The following is a 22,015-nucleotide window of genomic DNA, read 5'->3' on the forward strand; positions in this document are numbered from 1 at the left end:
ATAAATCACAAATAATAAACATAAATATATGAGTTTAGAAGTAAAAATCATGGATCACATGAAAGAAGCCATGAAAGCAAAAGATACGGTTGCATTAGAAGCTTTAAGAGCTATTAAATCGGCTATTATTTTGGCAAAAACTGAAGCTGGAGCAGCAGATGGTTTATCTGAAGCAGACGAAATCAAAATGTTACAGCGATTGGTAAAAATGCGTAAGGATAGTGCGGAAATTTTTACAGCACAAAATCGTCCTGATTTAGCAGAACCAGAATTAGCACAAATTGCTGTAATTGAAAAATTTCTTCCAGCACAATTATCAGAAGCAGAAGTAGAAGCAATTATTGCAAAAATTATTGCAGAAACTGGTGCTTCAGGTATTGCTTCTATGGGAAAAGTTATGGGATTAGCTTCAGCTCAAATTGGCGGACAATCTGAAGGAAAAGTAATTTCGGCTATTGTAAAAAAACTTTTAGTATAAAGTAATAATTCAGAGCAAATAAAAAGAAGATTAATTTTTTCTGTTTTCTTTGCTATGTATTCTTAAAAGGCTTCGTAGCTCAACTGGATAGAGCACTGGATTTCGGCTCCAGCGGTTGGGGGTTCGACTCCCTTCGAGGTCACTTATAAACGTCAAGATTTCTTGGCGTTTTTTATTTTGTATCACACAAATTTTTACGTTATTTGTAAATATGATTAGCAGCCTAATTGCATTAAATCCTGAGGATAAGTACGAATTGTTTTTAGCCGATTATATCGGAATGTTTTTGCTATTAGCTCCTTTAGTTGGGTTGTTTTTATTTTTTACTTTTTATGTCATAGAAATTCTTTATCTACGAAATTATAAAAAGCCATTAGTGGTTTTTGCAAACGTAAGTTTTTTTAAAATAAATGATTCTCAGAGGCAAATATTGTCAAATAATTTCCATTTTTATACAAGGCTAAAGCCTAAATACAAGCGTTATTTTGAGCACAGGGTTGCTAGTTTTGTAAATACATATGAGTTTGTTGGAAGAGATATATCGGTTACAGAGGAAATGAAAATTACTATAGCTGGAACCGCAATTATGTTGACTTTCGGAATGAGAGATTACCTTAATCCACTATTTAAAAGAATTATTATTTTTCCAGATATTTATTATTCTGAGCAAACAGAAAATTATCACAAAGGTGAATTTAATCCAAAATTAGCAAGTATTGTCTTTTCATGGAAACACTTCAAAGAAGGAATTGAAATTTCAAACGATAATTTGAATTTAGGATTGCACGAGTTTACTCATGCATTTCATATTCATGCTACAAAAAGTGATAAAGTAACATCTGTATTATTTAATGAGTCATTGCAAAATTTGTTTCGAGTAGTTTCTAATCCACAAATGAGAGAACATTTGATTAATTCTGGATTTCTTCGTGATTATGCTTATGAAAATCAGTTTGAGTTTGTAGCTGTTTTGTTGGAATATTTTTTTGAATCACCACATGAGTTCAAGACAAAATTTCCAACTATATATACAAAAGTTAAGCATATGATTAATTTTAACGAAAATTATTTTATTACTACAATTCAGTAAATTACTGATATCTATCATGTTTTTGAGCCGTTTTAATGAGTAACTTTATGTCAGTAAAATGTATAAATCATGAAAAAGTCAGTTCCAGTGTCAACCATAATGACCAAAAATGTTGTTAAATTAAATCTTTCTGATGATTTAACAAAAGCCGAAATGTTGTTTAAAAAACACCATATAAGACACATTCCAGTGGTAGGCGGAAATAAAATTGTGGGTATGTTAAGTTATACAGATTTGCTAAGAATTTCTTTTGCGGATGCTATAGATGACGATGACGATGTTGTAGATACAACAGTTTATAACATGTTTACAGTAGAACAAGTAATGGCAAAAAAACTAATTTCTATTGCACCAGAAACTACTATAAAAGAAGCGGCTGAAATTTTAGCTTCAAAAGAATTTCATGCTTTACCAGTGTGTGAGGGAGATTTATTAGTAGGAATAGTAACTACTACCGATTTAATCAAATACTTAATCAATCAATATTAATAAATCTGACAGGTTTTAAACCTGTCAGATTTTATTTATTACCTTGTAATTTGTTTTAAGTCAGCAATTGTAGCAATTGGATTTTGAGCTCCAAAAACAAAACTTCCTGCAACTAATACATCAGCGCCAGCATCAACTAACTGTTTTGCATTTTTATTGGTCACACCACCATCAATTTCTATTAAAGTTGAAGTTTTTTTTCGGTTAATTAAAGCTTTTAGTTTTTCTACTTTTGAATAAGTGTTTTCTATGAATGATTGACCTCCAAAGCCAGGATTTACACTCATAATACAAACTAAATCAATATCTTGAATAATATCTTCTAGTACATCCACATTAGTATGAGGATTTAAGGCAACTCCCGCTTTCATTCCTTCTGCTTTAATAGCTTGGAGTGTTCTGTGTAAATGGGTGCAAGCTTCGTAATGAACTGTCAAAACATCAGCTCCCAATTTTTTGAATGTTGTAATGTACCTGTTAGGGTCAACAATCATTAAGTGAACATCTATGGTTTTTTTTGCATGTTTCTTGATAGCATCCAAAACAGGCATTCCAAAAGAAATGTTTGGAACAAAAACGCCATCCATAATATCTATATGAAACCAATCGGCTTCACTAGCATTAATCATTTCAATGTCACGTTGTAAATTAGCAAAGTCGGCTGCAAGAACTGACGGTGCAATAAGTGTATTTTTCATAAACAGTAATAGTGTGTGTTGTTGCGTACAAAGATAGTTTTTAGTTTACTAGTTTAAAAATTTAGTAGATTAAAAGATTTTATTCAGTACTATTTCTCCTTTCAGATTAGTCTTAAAAATAAAACTCCGGTAATCAGCCGGAGTTTCAATCATCAATCAAAAAACGAACAGTCTTAGACTGTTGTTATTGTTTATTAGGAACTATCCTAAATATGTTTTCAATATTTTACTTCTTGAAGTGTGCTTTAATCTTCTAATTGCTTTTTCTTTAATTTGACGTACACGCTCGCGAGTTAAATCAAATGTTTCTCCGATTTCTTCTAAAGTCATAGGGTGTTGGTCACCTAAACCAAAATACAAACGAACTACATCTGCTTCTCTTGGTGTTAATGTTTCCAATGCTCTTTCAATTTCTGTTTGTAACGATTCATGAATTAATTCTCTATCTGGATTTGGAGATTCACCTGAACGTAAAACGTCATATAAGTTAGAATCTTCCCCTTCAACTAAAGGCGCATCCATTGATAAATGACGACCAGAGTTTTTCATTGACTCTTTTACATCATTAACAGTCATGTCTAATTCTTTTGCAATTTCTTCTGCAGAAGGAGCACGCTCTTGAGATTGTTCTAATAAAGCGTACATTTTGTTGATTTTATTGATAGAACCAATTTTATTCAACGGTAAACGTACAATACGAGATTGTTCAGCTAAAGCTTGTAAAATTGATTGACGAATCCACCATACAGCATATGAAATGAATTTGAATCCACGAGTTTCGTCAAAACGCTGTGCAGCTTTTATTAATCCTAAATTCCCTTCATTAATTAAATCTGGAAGGGTAAGTCCTTGATTTTGATATTGTTTTGCTACTGAAACTACGAAACGTAAATTAGCTTTTGTTAATTTTTCTAAAGCTCTTTGATCACCAGCTTTAATTCGCTGTGCTAATTCTACTTCTTCGTCAGCAGTTATAAGGTCAACTTTTCCAATTTCTTGTAAATATTTGTCTAAAGAAGCAGTTTCACGATTAGTAACCTGCTTGGTGATTTTAAGTTGTCTCATTTAATTTTCTCCTTACTTTTTAAAAGTTCTGATTATTATACGTTGGAAGTTTTAAAAAAGTTACAAAAAATTAAAAAAAATTATTCTAAAATATAATTGTCAATTTTTTTTTGATAAAAATCTATCTTTTGGTACATTCTATTGAAGAAGATTTTTTGTTCCTTAATTCCTGAATTTGTTAGTGATTTAGAATTTTTTATCTGCTGATTAATGTAAGCCTGTTCTTCTAAGCAAGTTTTTTTATCTATTGATACATAATAACTTAACATATTGTGAGGAATAAAAAAATGTGCTTGTTGAGAATTTGTAAATAAAACGGTATTGTTTAGTAATAGTAATTCGTTATAAAAAAGTTCAAAGTTATGATTGTTAAGGGTGTTCGATTCCACTTTTTGAATGCAATTAGTAATATCAACTAATACTTCGCAAGTATTATTATATGAAATCAATCCTGATTCGTAGAAATACATTAATTGTTGTAATGAACTGTTTATTGTGGTATCGTTCCATATTTCTATTCTTTTAACTTGGTTAAAAATATGGATTAACGTTGATGTTTCTTCTAATAAACTAATATCTATTTTGAAATTCTCAAATGAAGTATTTGTTTCAGAATTTAATATGGTTAGCCAAACAAATAGTTTGAATTTTGATAATAATGTTCCTCCAATTGTATAATGTAATGGAATATCTTTTGCCGAATAATAAGCTGTTGAATTTGTTTCAGTGTAAGAATGTAATAATTCAGTTGTTTTTTTTAAATATGCTTTAAAGTCTGATGTGTTTTTTATTGTGTCTGTTTTTTCTAAAATGTATTTATTGGACTGTAAAAAAAGCTGGTCCATAGAAATTTGAAATGTATTACATAATTGTATGGTTTCATCAATGCTGAATTTTGATTTTCCTGAAGTTCTTCTATGAGCAGCATCATAACTAATTCCGAGAATTATGGATATCTTTTCAATTAATGAGTTGTCGCCAATTTTTTGACGAATGCTTTTTAATAGTATTTCTTGGTTTTTCATGTTTGCGATTTTCACAATTACAAATATATAATAAATTATTTTTCGTAATTTATTTTGTGAAAAACATCAGAATTTTGATGCTCTTTCTTAACTAATTAATAGTATTTGATATGAAAAAAATTAATGGTGAAATTTTAAATTCATTTTGTTTAATGGATTTACAAAGATATTCGACGTTGGTGAACCAATATTTCAAGCGGAAATGGCGTTTCTTTTTTTTGTTTTTTTTGACATCTTGTAGTGTGCAAAATCAAATTAATAAAGAGGAATTTATAAGATTCCCAAAATCATTATCGGTTCGATTTTATGACAAATTGGATACAATTACTACACAATATGACAATAGGATAGTTACACGGAGTTTTATAAAAGATTTTTCAAATAAAAATGATATTGATTTTTCAAAACCAATTCATCTTGAAATTAATCAGAAAGAATTGTATTTGAAATTTAAAGACAAATTGCAGAAGCAATATGTCTTAAAATTTTATGGGAAGCAATATAATAAGAGGTTTGTTTTTTATACTAATTATGAGACAATTACTTTTCCAATACTTTTTATGAGTAAGCAAATGACAAAATACTCGGTTTATTTGTCAAATGATAATGAGGTTATATTTGAAGAACATAATGTAAATGAGGGAATGCTGTTTGTTTTTGGGGGTGGTCATAGTTCGAGATTTGATTATAGATTTAAAATTTTAAAAGATGAATAAGTTATTAGTTTTATTTTTTATGAGTGGTTCTATTTGCGCTCAAGATACCATTGTTTTTCCAAAAATTGATATTTTTAAAAGAAATATAATTGAAGTTAGTTATGGTAAACCAATTGGTGATTTAGCTGATAAATATGAGAGTTCAGTTACAACTGCTTATTATATGCGTACTAAAATAGCAAAACGCCAGTTTATTGATTTTGGTGCTGAATTAAGTGGAATTGTGAAAGGAAACAATGTTGATTATAAAGTTGGGGATGAAAATATTCAATTAGATGGTAGTAAATCTGCTTTTTTCTTAGGGTTTCGTTATACTCGATTTTTAATTCAATCAAAGAATGAAAATTTCCATATCGAAACAAATACAGGAATTGGTTGGAAGTATCTTTATTACTCAAAGCCTGAAAATGAAGTTTATGAAGATTTAGATTTAAAACCTGCTTTGAATACAATAGGATTTAGCCAAGGACTAAAAATAATATTATATGGTTTTGGTTTGCACTGCAATTATCAATATGCTCCTTATGATTTGTTTAACACCAAAGTTGAAAAGAATTTTGGTGGTTCTTCAATTAATTTTGGATTGTCGGGGAGTTGGAATTTTTAGTTGGTATTAAAATTAAAACCCCCAATTCATAATTGAATTGGGGGGCTTTTATATGAACTAATAATTAAAGTATTAACCTTGTGGTTTGTCCTTTTTTTCAATTGGTTTTTCTTCTCTTGGAGGTCTTGGTAAAAGTGCTTTTCTTGATACTTTTTCTTTACGGGTTTTTGGGTCAACACCTAAGTATTTTACCATAAACACATCTCCCATGTTTACAACATCAGTAACATTTTCGGTTCTTTCCCAAGCTAATTCAGATACGTGTAATAATACTTCGTTTCCTGGTGCTTGCGTGTATTCTACAACTGCGCCAAAATCTAACATTTTAATTACTTTTACTTCGTAAGCTTCTCCCATTACTGGTTTAAAGATGATAGAGTCAATTTTAGCTAAAACAGTTGCAATTCCTTCTGGACTTGTTCCTAAAATTTCAACAACACCTTGCTCATCTACTTCGTTGATTACTATTGTAGTTCCAGTTGCTTTTTGTAATTCTTGAATTACTTTTCCACCAGGACCAATTAGGGCTCCAATGAAAGCTCCAGGAATAGTTCTTGTAATGATTTTTGGTGCTTTTGGTTTTACTTCTGCTCTAGGAGTTGCAATAGTTTCAGTAATTTTTCCTAAAATATGCATACGACCTTCACGCGCTTGACCTAATGCCTGTTCCATGATATCATAACGTAAACCATCAATTTTGATGTCCATCTGACATGCTGTAATACCGTCAGCAGTTCCAGTTACTTTAAAGTCCATATCTCCTAAGTGATCTTCATCTCCTAAAATATCAGACAATACCGCAAATTTTTCACCGTCAGTAATTAATCCCATAGCAATACCAGAAACTGGTTTTACCATTTGAACTCCAGCATCCATTAACGCCATTGTACCCGCACAAACTGTAGCCATTGAAGAAGAACCATTCGATTCTAATACTTCAGAAACTACACGAATTGTATAAGGACAATCTGCAGGAATCATATTTTTTAAAGCGCGTTGTGCTAAGTTTCCGTGACCTACTTCTCTTCTTGAAGTTCCTCTTAAAGGTTTTGCTTCACCAGTTGAGAAAGGAGGGAAGTTATAATGTAAATAGAATTTTTCTTCACCTTGTTCAGATGGGGAATCTATTTGGTTAGCTTCTCTTGAAGTTCCTAAAGTAACTGTCGCTAAAGCTTGAGTTTCTCCACGTGTAAATAAAGATGAGCCGTGAACAGAAGGTAAATAATCAGTTTCACACCAAATTGGTCTGATTTCAGTTGTTTTTCTTCCATCTAAACGTAAACCTTTTTCTAAGATTACATTTCGAACAGCTTCTTTGTTAGTTTTGTAGAAATATTTTCCTACTAAATCTCCGTTTTCAGCTAATTCTTCTTCTGTAAATAAAGCTTTTACTTCTTCTTTTACAGCAGCAAATTTTTCGCCTCTTTCACTTTTTCCAGAAGCTTCTTGAGCAATTGCATAACATTTGTCGTATGCAGCTTCTTTTACTTTTTTGTAAATAGCTTCATCTTCTTTTTCACCTTCATATTCTCTGTAAGCAGGAGAGCCAATAGCTGTTCTTAAACGCTCTTGTGCTTGAATTTGAATTTTGATAGCTTCGTGAGCAAATTTGATAGCTTCTACCATTTCTGCTTCTGAAATTTCTTTCATTTCTCCTTCAACCATAGCCACAGAATCCATAGAAGCTCCAATCATCATGTCGATGTCTGATTGCTCTAATTCTTCTCTACTTGGGTTGATAACAAATTTTCCATCAATACGTGCAACACGAACTTCGGAAATTAAGTTATAAAAAGGAATGTCTGAAACCGCTAATGCTGCAGAAGCAGCTAATCCAGCTAATGCATCTGGCATAACGTTTTCGTCGTGACTCATTAATTGAATCATTACTTGTGTTTCAGCATGGTAATCATCTGGGAAAAGTGGACGCAATACACGGTCTACTAATCTCATGGTTAATACTTCGCTGTCACTTGGACGTGCTTCTCTTTTGAAGAAACCACCAGGAAAACGACCTGCTGCTGCAAATTTTTCGCGATAATCAACCGTTAAAGGTAAAAAATCAACACCAGGATTTGATGTTCTTGCAGATACTGCTGTTGCTAATAACATGGCATCGCCCATACGAACAACAACAGATCCATCTGCTTGTTTGGCTAATTTTCCAGTTTCGATAGTGATGCTTCTTCCGTCACCTAAATCGATAACTTCTTGGAATACTTTTGGAATCATAAATTTTTAATTCTAAATTAAACAAAGGGTCAGTTGTGTTGTTGTTGTGTGTGTAGTTGTTTGTAACCCAATGAAAAACCAAACTTTTTCTGTCAATATAAATAAAACAAAAAGGGGCACGAAGCCCCTTTAGTTGATTATTTTCTAATATTCAATTCTTTAATAATTTCACGATATCTGTTGATATCTTTCTTTTTTAAGTAGTCAAGAAGACTTCTTCTTTTACCTACTAAAAGCACTAACGAACGCTCAGTGTTGAAATCATGACGATTTTTTTTCAAGTGCTCAGTTAAGTGAGAAATTCTAAATGTAAATAATGCGATTTGCCCTTCAGCAGATCCAGTGTTCTCAGCTTTTCCTCCGTGTTTAGCGAAGATTTCAGCTTTAGTTTCTTTTGTCAAGTACATGCCAATATTATTTTAAATGATTTTTATGTATGAATTGTATGGTTGCAATTCGGATGCAAAGGTAACAATAATTGTGAATTATGAATTATAAATTATAAATTATTTTTCTAATTTTAATAATTAAGCAACTTTATCAATAGATTTAAATGCTCTTTTTAGTAAGAATGGTGTTGATAGTGTTGTAATAAGGCCCATAATTACAAGCATTGAAAAAATTTCGGTATTGATAATTCCTGCTTTGTAAGCTATGTTTGCAATTACTAATTCCATGATTCCTCTTGCGTTTAATCCAATTCCTAAGGCTAAAGAAACTTTATGATTTAAACGGGCAAATCGACCTCCAATATATCCTCCGATAATTTTTGACAGAAAGGATACTGCAATTATTGCTAATAATAACGGATAATTTTGAATAGACGAAAATTGAAATTCTAATCCTATTCCAGCAAAAAAGATTGGTGCCAAAAACCCCATTGCCATACTGTTAGTAGTATTGTGAAATGTTTCTAAATGTTTTTCTCCAACCAATTCTTTTGAAATCAGCATGGAAGCAAAGAATGCACCAATGATGAAGTGTAGTCCAATGCTTTCTGTAATAGTTGCAAAAATTAGAATAAAAACAAAAAATACCGCAAATAAGGATTCTTTTCCTTTTAAAAAACTTAAGATATTATTTAACTGGTTTTCTATAAAATTCTCTTTTTGAGCTAATTTCTGAATCATTTTATAAGTTAAAATAATTATTAGTAAAAAGAAAGTTAATTTTAAAACTGTAAAAATCGTAGCTTGAGTAATGTTTGCAAAAGTAGGTTCAACATCTTTGATGTCTAATAAAATTCCCAAAATTGTCAAAGCAATCACATCATCAAAGATAGCTACAGAAATAATTTTTTGGCCTACAGGAGAATTTAGTTTTCCTAAATCCATTAGAATTCGAATACTAACAGGTAGTGCTGTGATAGCAACGCAAAGTCCTATGAAAATAGTTGACATAACATCTTGCCCAAAATAACTACCGACTAAATAACCTAAAACTATAGGTATGAAAAAGGCAGATATTGAAATAACTATATTTCTACCTTTCATTGATTTGACAATTTCATCTAAATGAATTTCTAATCCAGCTATAATTACCAATAAAAATACACCTAGTTCGGAGATAACTTTTAATTCTTCGGTTCGGTGGATAAAATTTAAGACAGTTGGTCCAAGTAAAACACCAGCCAGTATTTCACCAATCATTGCTGGTTGTTTAAAACGTTCCATTATTTCGCCAAAAAGTCTTGCTAAAACTAACAGTATAAGTAAGTTGGCAAAAAAAGGAAGTTCTAAACTTGGGACGTTGAATGGCATAAGATGAATTAGTCTATTTATGTTAAAAATCAGACAAATATATTAAATTAAGGTTGAGATGTTGTTGTTTCGCTAAAATAATTTAGAAACTTCAAGATTGACAAATTCTAAAAATCTTTCGTCCAATTCAGTAAATGGATTTAAAACATGTGAATCAATGTCGATTTGTCCGATGTTAATTCCGTTTACAAAAAGAGGTACAACAATTTCCGATTTTACTGTAAAACTACAAGCAATGTAGTTGTCTTGTGCTGCTACATCAGGAACAACAAAGTTATTATTAGAAACAGCTACTTGTCCACAAATTCCTTTTCCAAAAGGAATTACAGCGTGATCTGTTTCTGCTCCAACATATGGGCCTAAATGTAGTGTTTGATTTTCATGATTTGCAAAATAATAACCAACCCAATTGTAGTATTCAATGGAATCGGTTAATAATTGACAAATAGATAAAAGTTTTTCGTCTCTAGTTGTGTTTTCTTCAGAAACAATTGCAGAAACTAATGGTTTTAAATTTTCAAAAGGCATTTTTTATTTTTTTACAAAAGTATTTATTCCTTCGTATTAAAAAATCTATATTTTTGTTAAAAATACAAGATTTGAAAAATAATTTTTCTCAATATAGACCTTTCTTTACTTTTTTATTAAAGTTTCTCCTTTTTTATGTGGTTTTTACATTTGTTTATAAAATGTATTTAAATCAATATGATGTAACCAAAAATGAGGTTGATTCTTTTACCCAAGTTGTTGCAAATCAGACAGAAAAATTAATGGGTGTATTTGTAGAAAATACAAAATCATTTCGTCATGAATTTGAACCATCAATTAAGATTTTTTATAACAACAAATATGTTGCTCGTGTTATTGAGGGATGTAATGCAATTAGTGTAATGATTTTGTTTGCGGCATTTATTTTTGCCTTTTCGACTCAATGGAAAAAAACAGGATTATATATTATTTTTGGAATCATCTTAATACATATTTTAAATATTATTCGAATAGCATTGCTCTCTTTCGCGTTATATTATTACCCTGAATATGAGGAAATTTTGCATGGAACTATTTTTCCATTATTTATATACGGAGTCGTTTTTTTATTATGGATTTTGTGGGTAACCAAATTTTCGGGCTATGCTAAAAGAAATTCGTAAAGATAGAAAACGCGTTTTGCTACTTTTTTTAGCCATTTTAGGATTGGTGTTTGTTCGTGCTTTTGAAAACCAACTTTTTTACGATCCATTTTTGCAATTTTTTAAATATGATTATCAAAATAAGCCATTACCAAGTTTTAATACTGTAAAATTATTTTTAGGCCTTTTCTTTAGATATGTGTTGAATACTATCCTTTCGCTAGGAATTATTTATTTGTTATTTAAACAATTACAACTAGTAAAGTTTTCTGCTTTACTGTTTGTGGTTTTGTTTGTCATATTGATGCTTCTTTTTTTTGGTGTACTGCATTTTTCTAAACAGCCTGATTATCTTGTGTTGTTTTATTTGAGACGTTTTTTAATACAGCCTCTTTTTTTAGTGCTTTTTATTCCTGCTTTTTATTATCAGCAAATGGTTCGCTAATTTTTTGTATCTTTATGTAATAATCTATTGATTATGAAAGTTACAAAGTATTCTGGTGAATTGGTTCATTATGACGAGCAAAAACTAATTAATTCCCTCCGAAAATCTGGTGCAGATAAAGCTGTGGCCGAAGCTATCGTAAAAAAAATTGAAAGTGAATTATATGAAGGAATAGCTTCAAAAAAAATATACAAATTAGCATATCAATTACTAAAAAGTATCTCTAATGCGCACGCAGCTCGTTATAATCTTAGAGCAGCTTTGATGGCACTCGGACCTGCTGGGTTTTTCTTTGAAAAATTTATCGCTAAAATATATCAAGAACAAAAATTTCAGACCAGAACTAATGTTTCTTTGAATGGTAATTGTATCTCACACGAAATAGATGTTTTACTAAAAAAAGAGTATACAATTTCTATGATTGAATGTAAGTTTCATTCTGGTCAAGATGCAAAAACGGATGTAAAAGTTCCAATGTATATTTTGTCAAGATTTAATGATGTAAAGAATAGAAAACATCATTTGTTTTTGACTAATGAAACTATATCGGACTGCATAATTGTTACCAATAATCGTTTTACTACTGACGCTATTCAGTTTGGTGAATGTTCTGGATTAAAAATGTTGAGTTGGGATTATCCTCCAAAAAAAGGAATAAAAGAAATCATCGATTTATACGCTGTTTATCCAATTACATGCTTAACTACATTGACACAAACGGAGAAAGATAAATTATTAATTTTAGATTGTATTACGGTAAAAGATTTGGTTGCTAATTCGTCTATTTTAAATAAAATAGAGCTAAGTCATAACCGGATTAAAAACATTTTAAAAGAAGCAAATCAACTAATCGCAAAATAGAAAATTATGAAAATTCATTTTTTAGGAGGTGCAGGAACTGTAACGGGTTCAAAAACATTAATAGAGTTTAACAATCTTCGAATTTTAATTGATTGCGGAATGTTTCAAGGAATAAAATCATTACGTGAGTTAAATCGTGAACCATTAGCTATTCTGCCTGAAACAATAGATTATGTACTATTAACACACGGACATTTAGATCATTGTGGTTGGTTGCCAAGGCTTGTTGCTGAAGGTTTTGAAGGTAAAATTTTCTGCACTCGACCTACAAAAGAAATTTCAAGATTGATTTTATATGATAGTGCAAAAATTCAAGAGGAGGAAGCTAAAAAAGCTAATGAAGAACAGTACTCTAAACATATGCCAGCAGAGCCTTTATACACAACTGAAGATGTAGATGCTGTAATTCCAAAGTTTAGAGTGGTTGAAAGAGATTTAGAAATTCAATTAAATGATAGTGTTTTTTTTAAATTCTTTTATGCAGGTCATATTTTAGGAGCTTGCTCGATAGAGTTGCATATTGATGGAAAAATATTAATTTTTTCTGGAGATCTTGGTCAAGATGATGATGTATTGATGTTTCCTCCCCAAAGACCTCAAAAAGCAGATTATATTTTTTTAGAAAGCACATATGGTAATAGACTACATCCTCAAACAGATTCATTATTTGAATTAGAAACCATTATTAATAACACTTTTAACAAAGGCGGAACTGTCGTAATTCCAAGTTTTGCTGTGGAAAGAGTGCAAACGATGATGTATTTGATTTGGCAGCTTAAAAAGGAGGATAGGATTCCTAATATTCCATATATAATCGACACTCCAATGGGAATTAGTGTTTTAGATGTTTTTAAAGACAATAGCCTATGGCATAAACTTTCGATTGAAGAATGTGATGAAATGTGTAAAATATTTACTTTAATTTCCGATTTTCAAGACAGTATGAATGCAGTATATGATAAACGGCCAAAAGTAGTTATTGCAGCAAGTGGAATGATTACTGGAGGAAGAGTTTTATCTTATTTAGAACACTTAATAGATAAACCTGAAACTTCGGTAACTCTAGTAGGTTATCAAGCGGAAGGAACTCGTGGTAGAAAATTATTAGAAGGTGCTCCCGAAATTAAGATTTATGGAAAATATTATCCAGTTTTGGCAAATATTCTTTTAATTGAAAGCTTGTCTGCACATGGAGACCAAAATGATTTATTGAATTGGCTATCTGATTTGTCAATAAAACAAAAAAAAGTTTTCTTAGTTCATGGTGAAAATGAAGCCGCTGATGAGTTGCGATTAAAAGTAAAAGAACGCTATGGTTTTGATAGTCAAGCACCATTTTTAGGTCAAATAATAGAAATTTAGATTTTTTTTTATAAAAAATACTTTTTGATTTCCTACTTTTGCCATGATGAATTTTAGAAAACACATAAGTATTGTATTAGCTTCACTTATTTTGCTTGCCAATTTAGGTTTGAGTTTTTCTGTGCATTATTGTAAAGATGAAATTGCATCCATTTCTTTCCAATATCAAAAAGAAGAGCCTTGTGTTGAAAAAACTACTTCTTGTTGTGCAAAAGCTACTTCTCATGATTCTTGTTGTTCTAATAAAGTAATAAAAGTCGAAAAGAAAACCGATGATATATTGGTAAAAACCTTTCAATTAGATTTAGACGCTTCAATCTTGGTATCTAATTGGAAACCACATTTTTTTTCAACCGGAAAAAACATTTCACATGCATCAGCCGTAGATTTTTATTGCGATTCTCACGCACCACCACTCTATGAACTGTATTGTCAACTAATTTTTTACGCATAAGTTTATTGTTTTTTATTCTGTAAATCACTGAATTTTAACAATAAACAATAGTATTATGTTTAAAAAAATAGCGTTATTGCTATTCTTTATCTCTTCAGTAGCTTCCGCTCAAGAAATAATTAAAGGAATAGTTGTAGACGAAAAAAAACAACCATTATTAGGAGCAAATATCATTTGGCAAAACTCAACATCAGGAACTACAACTGATGAAAAAGGTAATTTTTCAATTGAAAAATCTACTGAATTTTCTGTTTTAGAAATTAGTTATGAAGGTTTTGAAACACAAAAAATCGAAGTTTCATCCACAGAAAACCTTACAATTATTCTTAAAGAAGTAAATAATCTTAAAGAAGTTACTATTTCAAAAACTAAACGAAGTACCGAACATTCACTTTATAAAGTAACTAATGTTCAAACAATGGGTCAAAAAGAGTTGTTAAAAGCGGCTTGTTGTAATCTGTCTGAAAGTTTTAGTACAAATCCATCTATAGATGTAAATTTTTCGGATGCAGTTACCGGAAATAAACAAATTAAAATGTTGGGCTTGACCAGTCCATATATTTTAATTGCGGAAGAAAATATTCCTTCTGTTCGTGGAGCTTCTCAGGCATATGGATTGTCTTTTGTACCAGGTACTTGGGTAGAAAGTATCCAAATTACCAAAGGTGCAGGAAGTGTTATTAATGGTTACGAAAGTATTTCTGGACAAATTAATTATGAAGTATTAAAACCAGTTAACGACATTCCTTTTTTCTTAAATGTTTATGGTTCTCAAGATAGTAGATATGAATTAAATACACATTTCAACCATAAATATTCAGATAAATTGAGTGCTACTTTATTCCTTCACGGAAATACAAGACAAAGTAGAAACGATATGAATGATGATGGTTTTTTAGACAACCCAATTGGCAAACAAGTAAATATTTTGAATCGTTGGCAATATAATGATGCCGAGAACGGATGGGTTAGTTTTTTAAACTTGCGTTATATGAATGATGAAAAGCAAGCCGGAGAAGTCGATTTTAATCCAGATACTGATAAATTAACCACAAATGCTTGGGGAAGTGAAGTAAATACTGAAAAAATTGAGATATCAAATAAAACCGGTTATGTTTTTCCCGAAATGCCTTATCAAAGTTTTGGTTTTCAAAATTCATTTCAAGCACACAAACAAGAATCATATTTTGGGTTAAACCAATATAATATTCATCAAAAGAGTTTCTATTCAAATCTTTTATTCAATTCAATTATATCAAATACAAAGAATAAATTTACAACAGGGATCAATTTTGCTTATGATAAATATGATGAAGTAGTAAATGTGAATTTTAATCAAGATTTTTCTCGAATTGATAATTCAATTGGTGCCTTTTTTGAATATACTTTTGACAATTTAAACAATTTTAGTTTGGTAGCAGGAGCTAGGGCTGATCATCATAACAGACTGGGAACTTTTGTAACACCAAGGTTGCACATTAGATATAATCCATGGGAACAAGCTGTGATTAGAGCTTCTATCGGAAGAGGAAAACGCGCCGCTAATATTTTTGCTGAAAATCAACAACTTTTTGCTTCTTCAAGAGATTTTTCAATACTTAATTCTGATGGGAAATTATACGGCTTAAATCCAGAAATTGCTTGGAATTATGGATTAAGTTTTATTCAAAAATTCAAACTTTTAGGAATGAGCTCTGAAGTAATATTAGATTATTACGTTACTGACTTTCAAAATCAAGCAGTGGTTGATATTGATGCAAATGCACAGCAAGTTTTATTTTATAATTTAGATGGTAAAAGTTTTGCTAATTCGTTTCAAGCAGAGTTTAGTATTGAGTTAATTAAGCATTTGAATTTCAAAACGGCCTATAAGTATTATGATGTTCAAACCCAATACTCGACGGGACAATTACAAAAAGCATTACAAGCAAAACATCGATTTTTTGGAAATTTATCATTTGAAACACATATCAAAGATAAAGGACAGCAATGGAAATTTGATTTTACATACAATTGGTTAGGTGAACAACGTTTACCAGATACAACTATGAACCCCACAATATATCAATTAGCTGATTATGCACCAGCATTTGCTGTTATGAATGCTCAAATTACTCGTACTTTTTCAAGTACATTTGAAATGTATATTGGAGGCGAAAATATTGGTAATTATAAACAAAATAACGGTATAGTTCAGAATGAGAGTCCGTTTGGCTCATATTTTGATAGTAGTATGATATATGGACCAACATTTGGGGCTATGTACTACGCAGGATTACGATTTAAAATTAAATAATTAACTCAAAAACACCTTAATATGAAAAATATTATAATAGCAGTTCTAGTAGCTTTTTTCTCAATTTCAGCAGTGGCTCAAGAGAAAAAGAGTAAAAACAAAAAAGCCGAAATTAAAGTAGCGGGAAATTGTGAAATGTGTGAAAAGCGTATTGAAAAAGCAGCTTTTTCTGTAAAAGGAGTAAAAAGTGCAGACTGGCATGCCGATCACCAAGATATTCATTTAATAATTGATGAAACTAAATGTTCTGTCGAAGATGTAGCAAAAGCAATTGCAAAAGTAGGACATGACACCGAAATTATTAAAGCAAAAGATGAAGATTATGATAAACTTCATAGTTGTTGTAACTATGAACGATTATAATTTAAGAAAATCCCGAAAGCTTATTTTCGGGATTTTTTTATAAATTAATCTTAAAAAAATATTTCCACAAGAATTAATCCATTACTTTTGTCTTACTTTTAGGTAAAAAGGCAATACATTTTGAGCAAGTTGAAGAAGTTTATGTTTTTATTCCCATTACTCACATTATCGATGTGGGCTATTGGTGCTGTTCCAAACATTAAAAAAGAAACATTATCTTCTGATAATAAAATAGCTATAAAAGGAAATTCGGCAAAAGAGTTTTCGCATTTTATTACCACAGAAGTTGCAGAAAATGACTTTGTAATTACAGAATTAGAACCAGAATTTGAAGTCGAATTAGAGTGGTATAATTCAGAATTTACAACTTGTTTTGTTGGGTTTTTAAATATTGAGAATCAATCAAAACTTTTTTATAAGCCTTATTTTTCTACAAAAGAAACTATTCCGTTATATGATTTATTCTGTAATTGGAAGTTTCACCTGTCTTAATACAATGTTATTTTAATAATTTCAAGTAATTCTTGAAATAATAAATTAAGTATTAATTCAATTTCATTTAAAAATGAAAACACATAACGGGAGTTTTGATGAACATACAGTTCTTCATCACTTAACTCATTTTTTACCAGCGCAAAATCCGTTGAAAGATTTTGTGCATCATAATACTTTGCATGCTTTTCAGGATAAAAATTTTCATGAAGCTTTACGAGAAGCTACTACAATTTTTGGTTATAAAACCTATCTTTCTTTAGAAGATTTTAGACAACGATATGCTAATTCTGAAATTAATGAAAAGGTTTTAGATAAGATTTTAATTGAATCTAAAGGACAATCTAATTTAGACCAATGGAAAGAAAAATTGATACATCAAAACTACGATGAGTCAATTAATCCAAGAATTGGAAGTTTGCGCTCGCACTGGAAAAAAGAGTATGCAATTAATCTTGAAAAATCAACTCATAGCATACTATTTCGTGTATTGTGTAGTTACTTGGATCAAGGAATTGCAATGTGGAATTTTCCGATTCATGATCAAGGATTTTTAGCATCAATTAAAGCAATTGAAAACAATTCTTTTAAAGGAATTTTTACTTCAAAAAGAGCTAAAGAATTACTAAATAGTAATGCTTCAATAACCCAATTATTAGAAATTATTGTTGGAAAAGAAGAGCTGTTTGAACAATATCTTTTTGATCAGCAATTTTCACATCCTGGATGGAGCGGAATGATTGCAACTATTGAGTCTAATCCAACTTCTTTACTAGATACAAAGACGATTACTTTTGAAGAATTAGTCAGATTTGAACTGCTTTTAGAGATTGATGCTTTAGATAAAAAATTTAATAGCAATTGGTCTCCACTTGGTTTAAAAGTTAGGCCAGAAGAGTTCAATTTGTTTGAAACCGTAAGATATAATGAACTTTTTGACGTACTTTCTTTGTGGCAACAAGCATTTGAATGGAGTTTTTACGACCAAGTTTTATCAAATGTGCAACATGTTAAAGAAAATGATTCAGAAGAAGTTCCAACTTTTCAAGGATTATTTTGTATGGATGACAGAGAATGTTCTTTTAGAAGACATGTAGAACATTTTGATAATAATGCTGCAACGTTTGGAACACCTGCGTTTTTCAATTTCGAGTTTTATTTTCAACCAGTTAACGGGAAATTTCATACGAAGTTATGTCCAGCTCCGGTAACTCCAAAATATTTAATCAAAGAAGAGTACAGAAAGAAAAAGCAAGCAACAGATTTGCATTATCACAAACAATCACATTCACTTTTTTTTGGTTGGATAATTAGTCAAACATTAGGTTTTTCTGCTGCTTTTAAGCTGTTTTTGAATATTTTCAAGCCTTCGATGTCACCAGCTACTACGGCTTCTTTTAAACATTTGCATAAAAAATCAAAATTGATTATCGAAAATTTTGATATAAATAAAAAAGAAGAAAATCTTCAAGTTGGATTTTCTGTAGAAGAAATGGCGGATCGAGTAGAAGGGTTGTTAAAAAGTATAGGCTTAGTTGAAAATTTTTCACCAATAGTTTACGTGGTTGGCCATGGAGCTACAAGCATAAACAATACACACTATGCAGGTTATGATTGTGGTGCTTGTTGTGGAAGACCGAGTTCGGTAAATGCTAAAGTAGCCTCTTTTGCAGCAAATCATATGAAAGTAAGAGAATTGTTGAAATTAAGAGGTATTGATATTCCAGTTTCTACACAGTTTCTACCTGCTTTACACGATACAACTCGTGATGAAATTGCTTTTTATGATGAAGATACATTAAGCGAAGCCAATAAAGCATTACACCATCAAAATGTAATAACATTCGCAAAAGCTTTAGAGAATAATGCAAAAGAGCGCTCAAGACGTTTTGACACAATAGATACAAATGAGCCACTTGAAATAGTACATGAAAAAGTAAAAAAACGGTCACTTTCATTATTTGAACCAAGACCTGAATTGAATCATGCAACAAACGCAATGTGTATTGTAGGAAGAAGAAATTTGTCAAAACAATTATTTTTAGATAGACGTTCATTTTTAAACTCTTTCGATTATAAAGTTGATCAATCGGGAGATTATTTAGCCGTTATTCTAGGAGCAATTGCACCAGTTGGCGGAGGAATAAACTTAGAATATTATTTTTCTAGAGTTGATAATCAAAAGTTGGGTGCAGGTTCTAAATTACCACATAATGTTATGGGACTTATCGGCGTTGCAAATGGAATCGACGGTGATTTACGACCAGGATTACCAAGTCAAATGATTGAAGTTCATGATCCAGTTAGGTTGTTAGTTATAGCAGAACATTTTCCAGATAAAGTGAAATATGCGATAAGCAAAAACCCAGCAACTTATGAATGGTTTAAGAATGATTGGGTAAAATTAATAGCTATTCATCCAGAATCGAAAGAGATGTTTGTTTTTAATAGTGAAGAGTTTGTAGTATATAAAACGGTTTCAAAAGAGGCACATTATATCAAAAATGAACTTAAGTTGTTTGAAAAAACAAAAGAAAATCTTCCGATAGGAATTCTAACTAATGCTTAATACGATGAACGATATACTTCAATATTTTTTATTATTACCTCTGTTGGGGTTTATAATGAGTTTACTGATACCTGAGGCGAAAGAAAAGTTAATTTCTTGGACCGCATTCGGTACTGTTTTTATACAATTAATAGCTTTAGTAATTTTTATTTTTATATGGATTTTTCAGGGAGCTATTGATTTGAATTTAAAGGAGATTACTTTTTTAAAAACTGCAAATTATGAATTCTTTATTGATTTTTATTTTGATAAAATTTCTGCGGTTTATTTATTTGTGGGTGCTTTACTAACCTCAATGATTACAACCTATAGTCGTTATTATTTGCATAGAGAAAAAGGATACAAACGATTTTTTAATACGGTTTTGTTTTTCTTTTTTGGGTATAATTTAGCCATATTATCTGGGAATTTTGAAACTCTTTTTATTGGTTGGGAAATCATCGGAATTTCTTCATTTCTATTAATAGCTTTTTACAGAGAACGTTATTTACCCGTTAAAAACGCTTTTAAAGTTTTTTCAATTTACAGGATAGGTGATGTAGGATTGATTCTAACTATGTGGGCAAGCCATCATTTATTTCATGAAAATATTACATTCATGAAGTTAAATAACTATGGATTGGTTAATGAACACTTGCAAAGTCATTCGTTAATTGGTGTTTTCATTGCCTTGAGTTTGGCCTGTGCTGCTGCTGCAAAATCAGCACAAATTCCATTCTCATCTTGGTTGCCAAGAGCTATGGAAGGACCAACACCTTCAAGTGCAATTTTTTATGGTTCACTTTCGGTGCATTTAGGAGTTTTCTTAATGTTGAGAACATATCCATTTTGGGAGCACCAAACTTCAATGCGAATTGCAATAGGTTTAATGGGATTGATTACTAGTATAGCGGCTTCATTGATGGCTAGAGTTCAATCTTCTGTTAAAAGTCAGGTTGCTTACAGTTCTATTTCTCAAATTGGAATTATATTTATTGAAATAGCACTTGGTTTAGAAACGCTAGCTTTGATTCATTTTGCAGGAAATGCCTTTTTAAGAACCTATCAATTGTTGGTTTCACCTTCCGTTGTGAGCTATTTAATTAGAGATCAGTTTTATAACTTTCAACCAAAAGAAAACAAAACAACTTTTTTATTTCCAAAGAAAATTGAAAACACATTGTACATTTTAGCTTTAAAAGAATTTAACTTAGAGAGTTTTCAAAATTTAATTTTATGGAAACCATTAAAAACAATAGGAAAAACATTAGATTTTTTAAATATTAATCGAGTGTATTATTTCTTTGTACCACTATATGTTTTAGGTTTTTTAGCTTATAAATTCAAATTGAATTTACCAGTACAATTAATTTCTATTTTACCAGAACTATTTGCATTCATAGGATTAGTTTTTGTTTTTAAATCATTTTCAGAACGAAAAAGTCCTTTTTTAGCATGGATTTTAATTGTGTTAAATCATTTTTGGATTGCGCTAGCTATTGTTTTTAATGAAAAGGTTAGTGTTGGTGAAATCTTAGTTTACTTAACAGGAATTGTAATTGCTGGAATTATAGGATATGTGGCTTTACTAAAACTGAAAAAGATGGAAATGCGAATTTTAATCAATCAGTATTTAGGACACATTTATGAGCATCCTAAATTTGCGTTTTTCTTTTTATTGGCAACATTAGGAATTACTGGTTTTCCAATTACTACAACATTTATTGGTGAAGATTTGATTTTTAGTCATATCGGTAGTAACCAAGTTTTTTTAGCATTTTTTGTTTCTTCAAGTTTCATCGTTTCTGGAATCGCAGGAATACGAATTTATGCACGTTTATTTTTAGGGCCACATGTTAAAACATATCATGAGTTGCCTTATAAATCATCTTAAAATTTTATAA

Annotated in this window: 22 protein-coding genes, 1 tRNA gene and 1 pseudogene; 17 read left to right on the forward strand and 7 right to left on the reverse strand. The window is 30.6% G+C overall.

The features are described 5' to 3' along the window. Positions 1 to 28 precede the first annotated feature (28 nt). The 4 genes from VK164_RS00655 to VK164_RS00670 all read left to right on the forward strand — a co-directional run bounded on the left by VK164_RS00655 (position 29) and on the right by VK164_RS00670 (position 2,057). A complete protein-coding gene (locus tag VK164_RS00655; RefSeq protein WP_324207516.1) occupies positions 29 to 478 on the forward strand; it encodes a GatB/YqeY domain-containing protein in 450 nt (149 codons plus the stop codon). A 68-nt stretch (positions 479 to 546) separates the two neighbouring features. Beyond that, positions 547 to 620: transfer RNA gene (locus VK164_RS00660), tRNA-Arg, on the forward strand. Between the two features lie 69 nt (positions 621 to 689). Beyond that, positions 690 to 1,568: a zinc-dependent peptidase gene (locus VK164_RS00665; protein WP_324207517.1), complete on the forward strand. Its 879-nt coding sequence runs from the start codon at positions 690 to 692 to the stop codon at positions 1,566 to 1,568. Positions 1,569 to 1,637: 69 nt separating this feature from the next. Next, the gene (locus tag VK164_RS00670) at positions 1,638 to 2,057 is read left to right on the forward strand and encodes a CBS domain-containing protein (RefSeq protein WP_324207518.1); all 420 of its coding nucleotides are present in this window, start codon (positions 1,638 to 1,640) and stop codon (positions 2,055 to 2,057) included. 38 nt (positions 2,058 to 2,095) lie between these two features. Here the strand turns inward: VK164_RS00670 and rpe are convergent, their stop codons facing one another. The 3 genes from rpe to VK164_RS00685 all read right to left on the reverse strand — a co-directional run bounded on the left by rpe (position 2,096) and on the right by VK164_RS00685 (position 4,845). Next, entirely contained in the window at positions 2,096 to 2,755 is a 660-nt protein-coding gene (rpe, locus tag VK164_RS00675) for a ribulose-phosphate 3-epimerase (protein WP_324207519.1), read from the reverse strand. Between the two features lie 201 nt (positions 2,756 to 2,956). Continuing rightward, entirely contained in the window at positions 2,957 to 3,820 is an 864-nt protein-coding gene (locus tag VK164_RS00680) for a sigma-70 family RNA polymerase sigma factor (RefSeq protein ID WP_166236498.1), read from the reverse strand. Positions 3,821 to 3,900: 80 nt separating this feature from the next. Next, positions 3,901 to 4,845 carry a helix-turn-helix domain-containing protein gene (locus VK164_RS00685; protein WP_324207520.1) on the reverse strand — a complete coding sequence of 315 codons (945 nt, stop codon included), beginning with the start codon at positions 4,843 to 4,845 and terminating at the stop codon, positions 3,901 to 3,903. A gap of 110 nt (positions 4,846 to 4,955) precedes the next feature. On the opposite strand from VK164_RS00685, the gene VK164_RS00690 reads away from it, so the two are divergent. Together VK164_RS00690 and VK164_RS00695 are read left to right on the forward strand one after the other, a co-directional pair. Continuing rightward, positions 4,956 to 5,561 (forward strand): hypothetical protein, encoded by a 606-nt coding sequence (locus VK164_RS00690; RefSeq protein ID WP_324207521.1) that lies wholly within the window; start codon positions 4,956 to 4,958, stop codon positions 5,559 to 5,561. Beyond that, positions 5,554 to 6,168 (forward strand): hypothetical protein, encoded by a 615-nt coding sequence (locus VK164_RS00695; protein WP_324207522.1) that lies wholly within the window; start codon positions 5,554 to 5,556, stop codon positions 6,166 to 6,168. The genes VK164_RS00690 and VK164_RS00695 overlap by 8 nt, the downstream gene beginning before the upstream one ends. A gap of 72 nt (positions 6,169 to 6,240) precedes the next feature. On the opposite strand, the gene VK164_RS00700 is transcribed toward VK164_RS00695, so the two are convergent. From VK164_RS00700 to VK164_RS00715, 4 genes are all read right to left on the reverse strand, one after another. After that, positions 6,241 to 8,400, reverse strand: a complete 2,160-nt coding sequence (locus tag VK164_RS00700; protein WP_324207523.1) for a polyribonucleotide nucleotidyltransferase — start codon at positions 8,398 to 8,400, stop codon at positions 6,241 to 6,243. A gap of 137 nt (positions 8,401 to 8,537) precedes the next feature. Beyond that, positions 8,538 to 8,807 (reverse strand): 30S ribosomal protein S15, encoded by a 270-nt coding sequence (gene rpsO, locus VK164_RS00705; protein ID WP_166236503.1) that lies wholly within the window; start codon positions 8,805 to 8,807, stop codon positions 8,538 to 8,540. 120 nt (positions 8,808 to 8,927) lie between these two features. Then, on the reverse strand, positions 8,928 to 10,160 hold the full coding sequence (locus tag VK164_RS00710) for a cation:proton antiporter (protein WP_324207524.1): 1,233 nt from the start codon (positions 10,158 to 10,160) through the stop codon (positions 8,928 to 8,930). Between the two features lie 72 nt (positions 10,161 to 10,232). Continuing rightward, positions 10,233 to 10,688, reverse strand: a complete 456-nt coding sequence (locus VK164_RS00715) for a GAF domain-containing protein (protein WP_324207525.1) — start codon at positions 10,686 to 10,688, stop codon at positions 10,233 to 10,235. Between the two features lie 71 nt (positions 10,689 to 10,759). On the opposite strand from VK164_RS00715, the gene xrtF reads away from it, so the two are divergent. From xrtF to VK164_RS00765, 11 genes and pseudogenes are all read left to right on the forward strand, one after another. Then, complete coding sequence (xrtF, locus tag VK164_RS00720; RefSeq protein WP_324207526.1) at positions 10,760 to 11,311, forward strand: exosortase family protein XrtF; 552 nt, start codon at positions 10,760 to 10,762, stop codon at positions 11,309 to 11,311. Beyond that, positions 11,292 to 11,735, forward strand: a complete 444-nt coding sequence (locus tag VK164_RS00725) for an exosortase F system-associated membrane protein (protein WP_324207527.1) — start codon at positions 11,292 to 11,294, stop codon at positions 11,733 to 11,735. The genes xrtF and VK164_RS00725 overlap by 20 nt, the downstream gene beginning before the upstream one ends. A 33-nt stretch (positions 11,736 to 11,768) precedes the next feature. Continuing rightward, positions 11,769 to 12,596 (forward strand): restriction endonuclease, encoded by an 828-nt coding sequence (locus VK164_RS00730; protein ID WP_324207528.1) that lies wholly within the window; start codon positions 11,769 to 11,771, stop codon positions 12,594 to 12,596. Between the two features lie 6 nt (positions 12,597 to 12,602). Then, positions 12,603 to 13,172 (forward strand): annotated as a pseudogene (locus VK164_RS12890) (MBL fold metallo-hydrolase); the annotation flags it as partial. A gap of 180 nt (positions 13,173 to 13,352) precedes the next feature. Next, the gene (locus VK164_RS12895; RefSeq protein WP_414655534.1) at positions 13,353 to 13,958 is read left to right on the forward strand and encodes an MBL fold metallo-hydrolase RNA specificity domain-containing protein; all 606 of its coding nucleotides are present in this window, start codon (positions 13,353 to 13,355) and stop codon (positions 13,956 to 13,958) included. A gap of 43 nt (positions 13,959 to 14,001) precedes the next feature. After that, positions 14,002 to 14,412: an HYC_CC_PP family protein gene (locus VK164_RS00740; RefSeq protein WP_324207530.1), complete on the forward strand. Its 411-nt coding sequence runs from the start codon at positions 14,002 to 14,004 to the stop codon at positions 14,410 to 14,412. Between the two features lie 55 nt (positions 14,413 to 14,467). Then, complete coding sequence (locus tag VK164_RS00745; protein WP_324207531.1) at positions 14,468 to 16,708, forward strand: TonB-dependent receptor; 2,241 nt, start codon at positions 14,468 to 14,470, stop codon at positions 16,706 to 16,708. Between the two features lie 21 nt (positions 16,709 to 16,729). Beyond that, complete coding sequence (locus VK164_RS00750; protein WP_324207532.1) at positions 16,730 to 17,071, forward strand: heavy-metal-associated domain-containing protein; 342 nt, start codon at positions 16,730 to 16,732, stop codon at positions 17,069 to 17,071. Between the two features lie 120 nt (positions 17,072 to 17,191). Beyond that, complete coding sequence (locus tag VK164_RS00755; RefSeq protein ID WP_324207533.1) at positions 17,192 to 17,563, forward strand: hypothetical protein; 372 nt, start codon at positions 17,192 to 17,194, stop codon at positions 17,561 to 17,563. A gap of 73 nt (positions 17,564 to 17,636) precedes the next feature. Beyond that, the gene (locus VK164_RS00760) at positions 17,637 to 20,132 is read left to right on the forward strand and encodes a DUF2309 domain-containing protein (protein WP_324207534.1); all 2,496 of its coding nucleotides are present in this window, start codon (positions 17,637 to 17,639) and stop codon (positions 20,130 to 20,132) included. A gap of 55 nt (positions 20,133 to 20,187) precedes the next feature. Continuing rightward, complete coding sequence (locus VK164_RS00765; RefSeq protein ID WP_324207535.1) at positions 20,188 to 22,005, forward strand: proton-conducting transporter membrane subunit; 1,818 nt, start codon at positions 20,188 to 20,190, stop codon at positions 22,003 to 22,005. Positions 22,006 to 22,015 lie beyond the last annotated feature (10 nt).

Source organism: Flavobacterium sp. (genome assembly GCF_035299005.1).
GTDB lineage: Bacteria > Bacteroidota > Bacteroidia > Flavobacteriales > Flavobacteriaceae > Flavobacterium.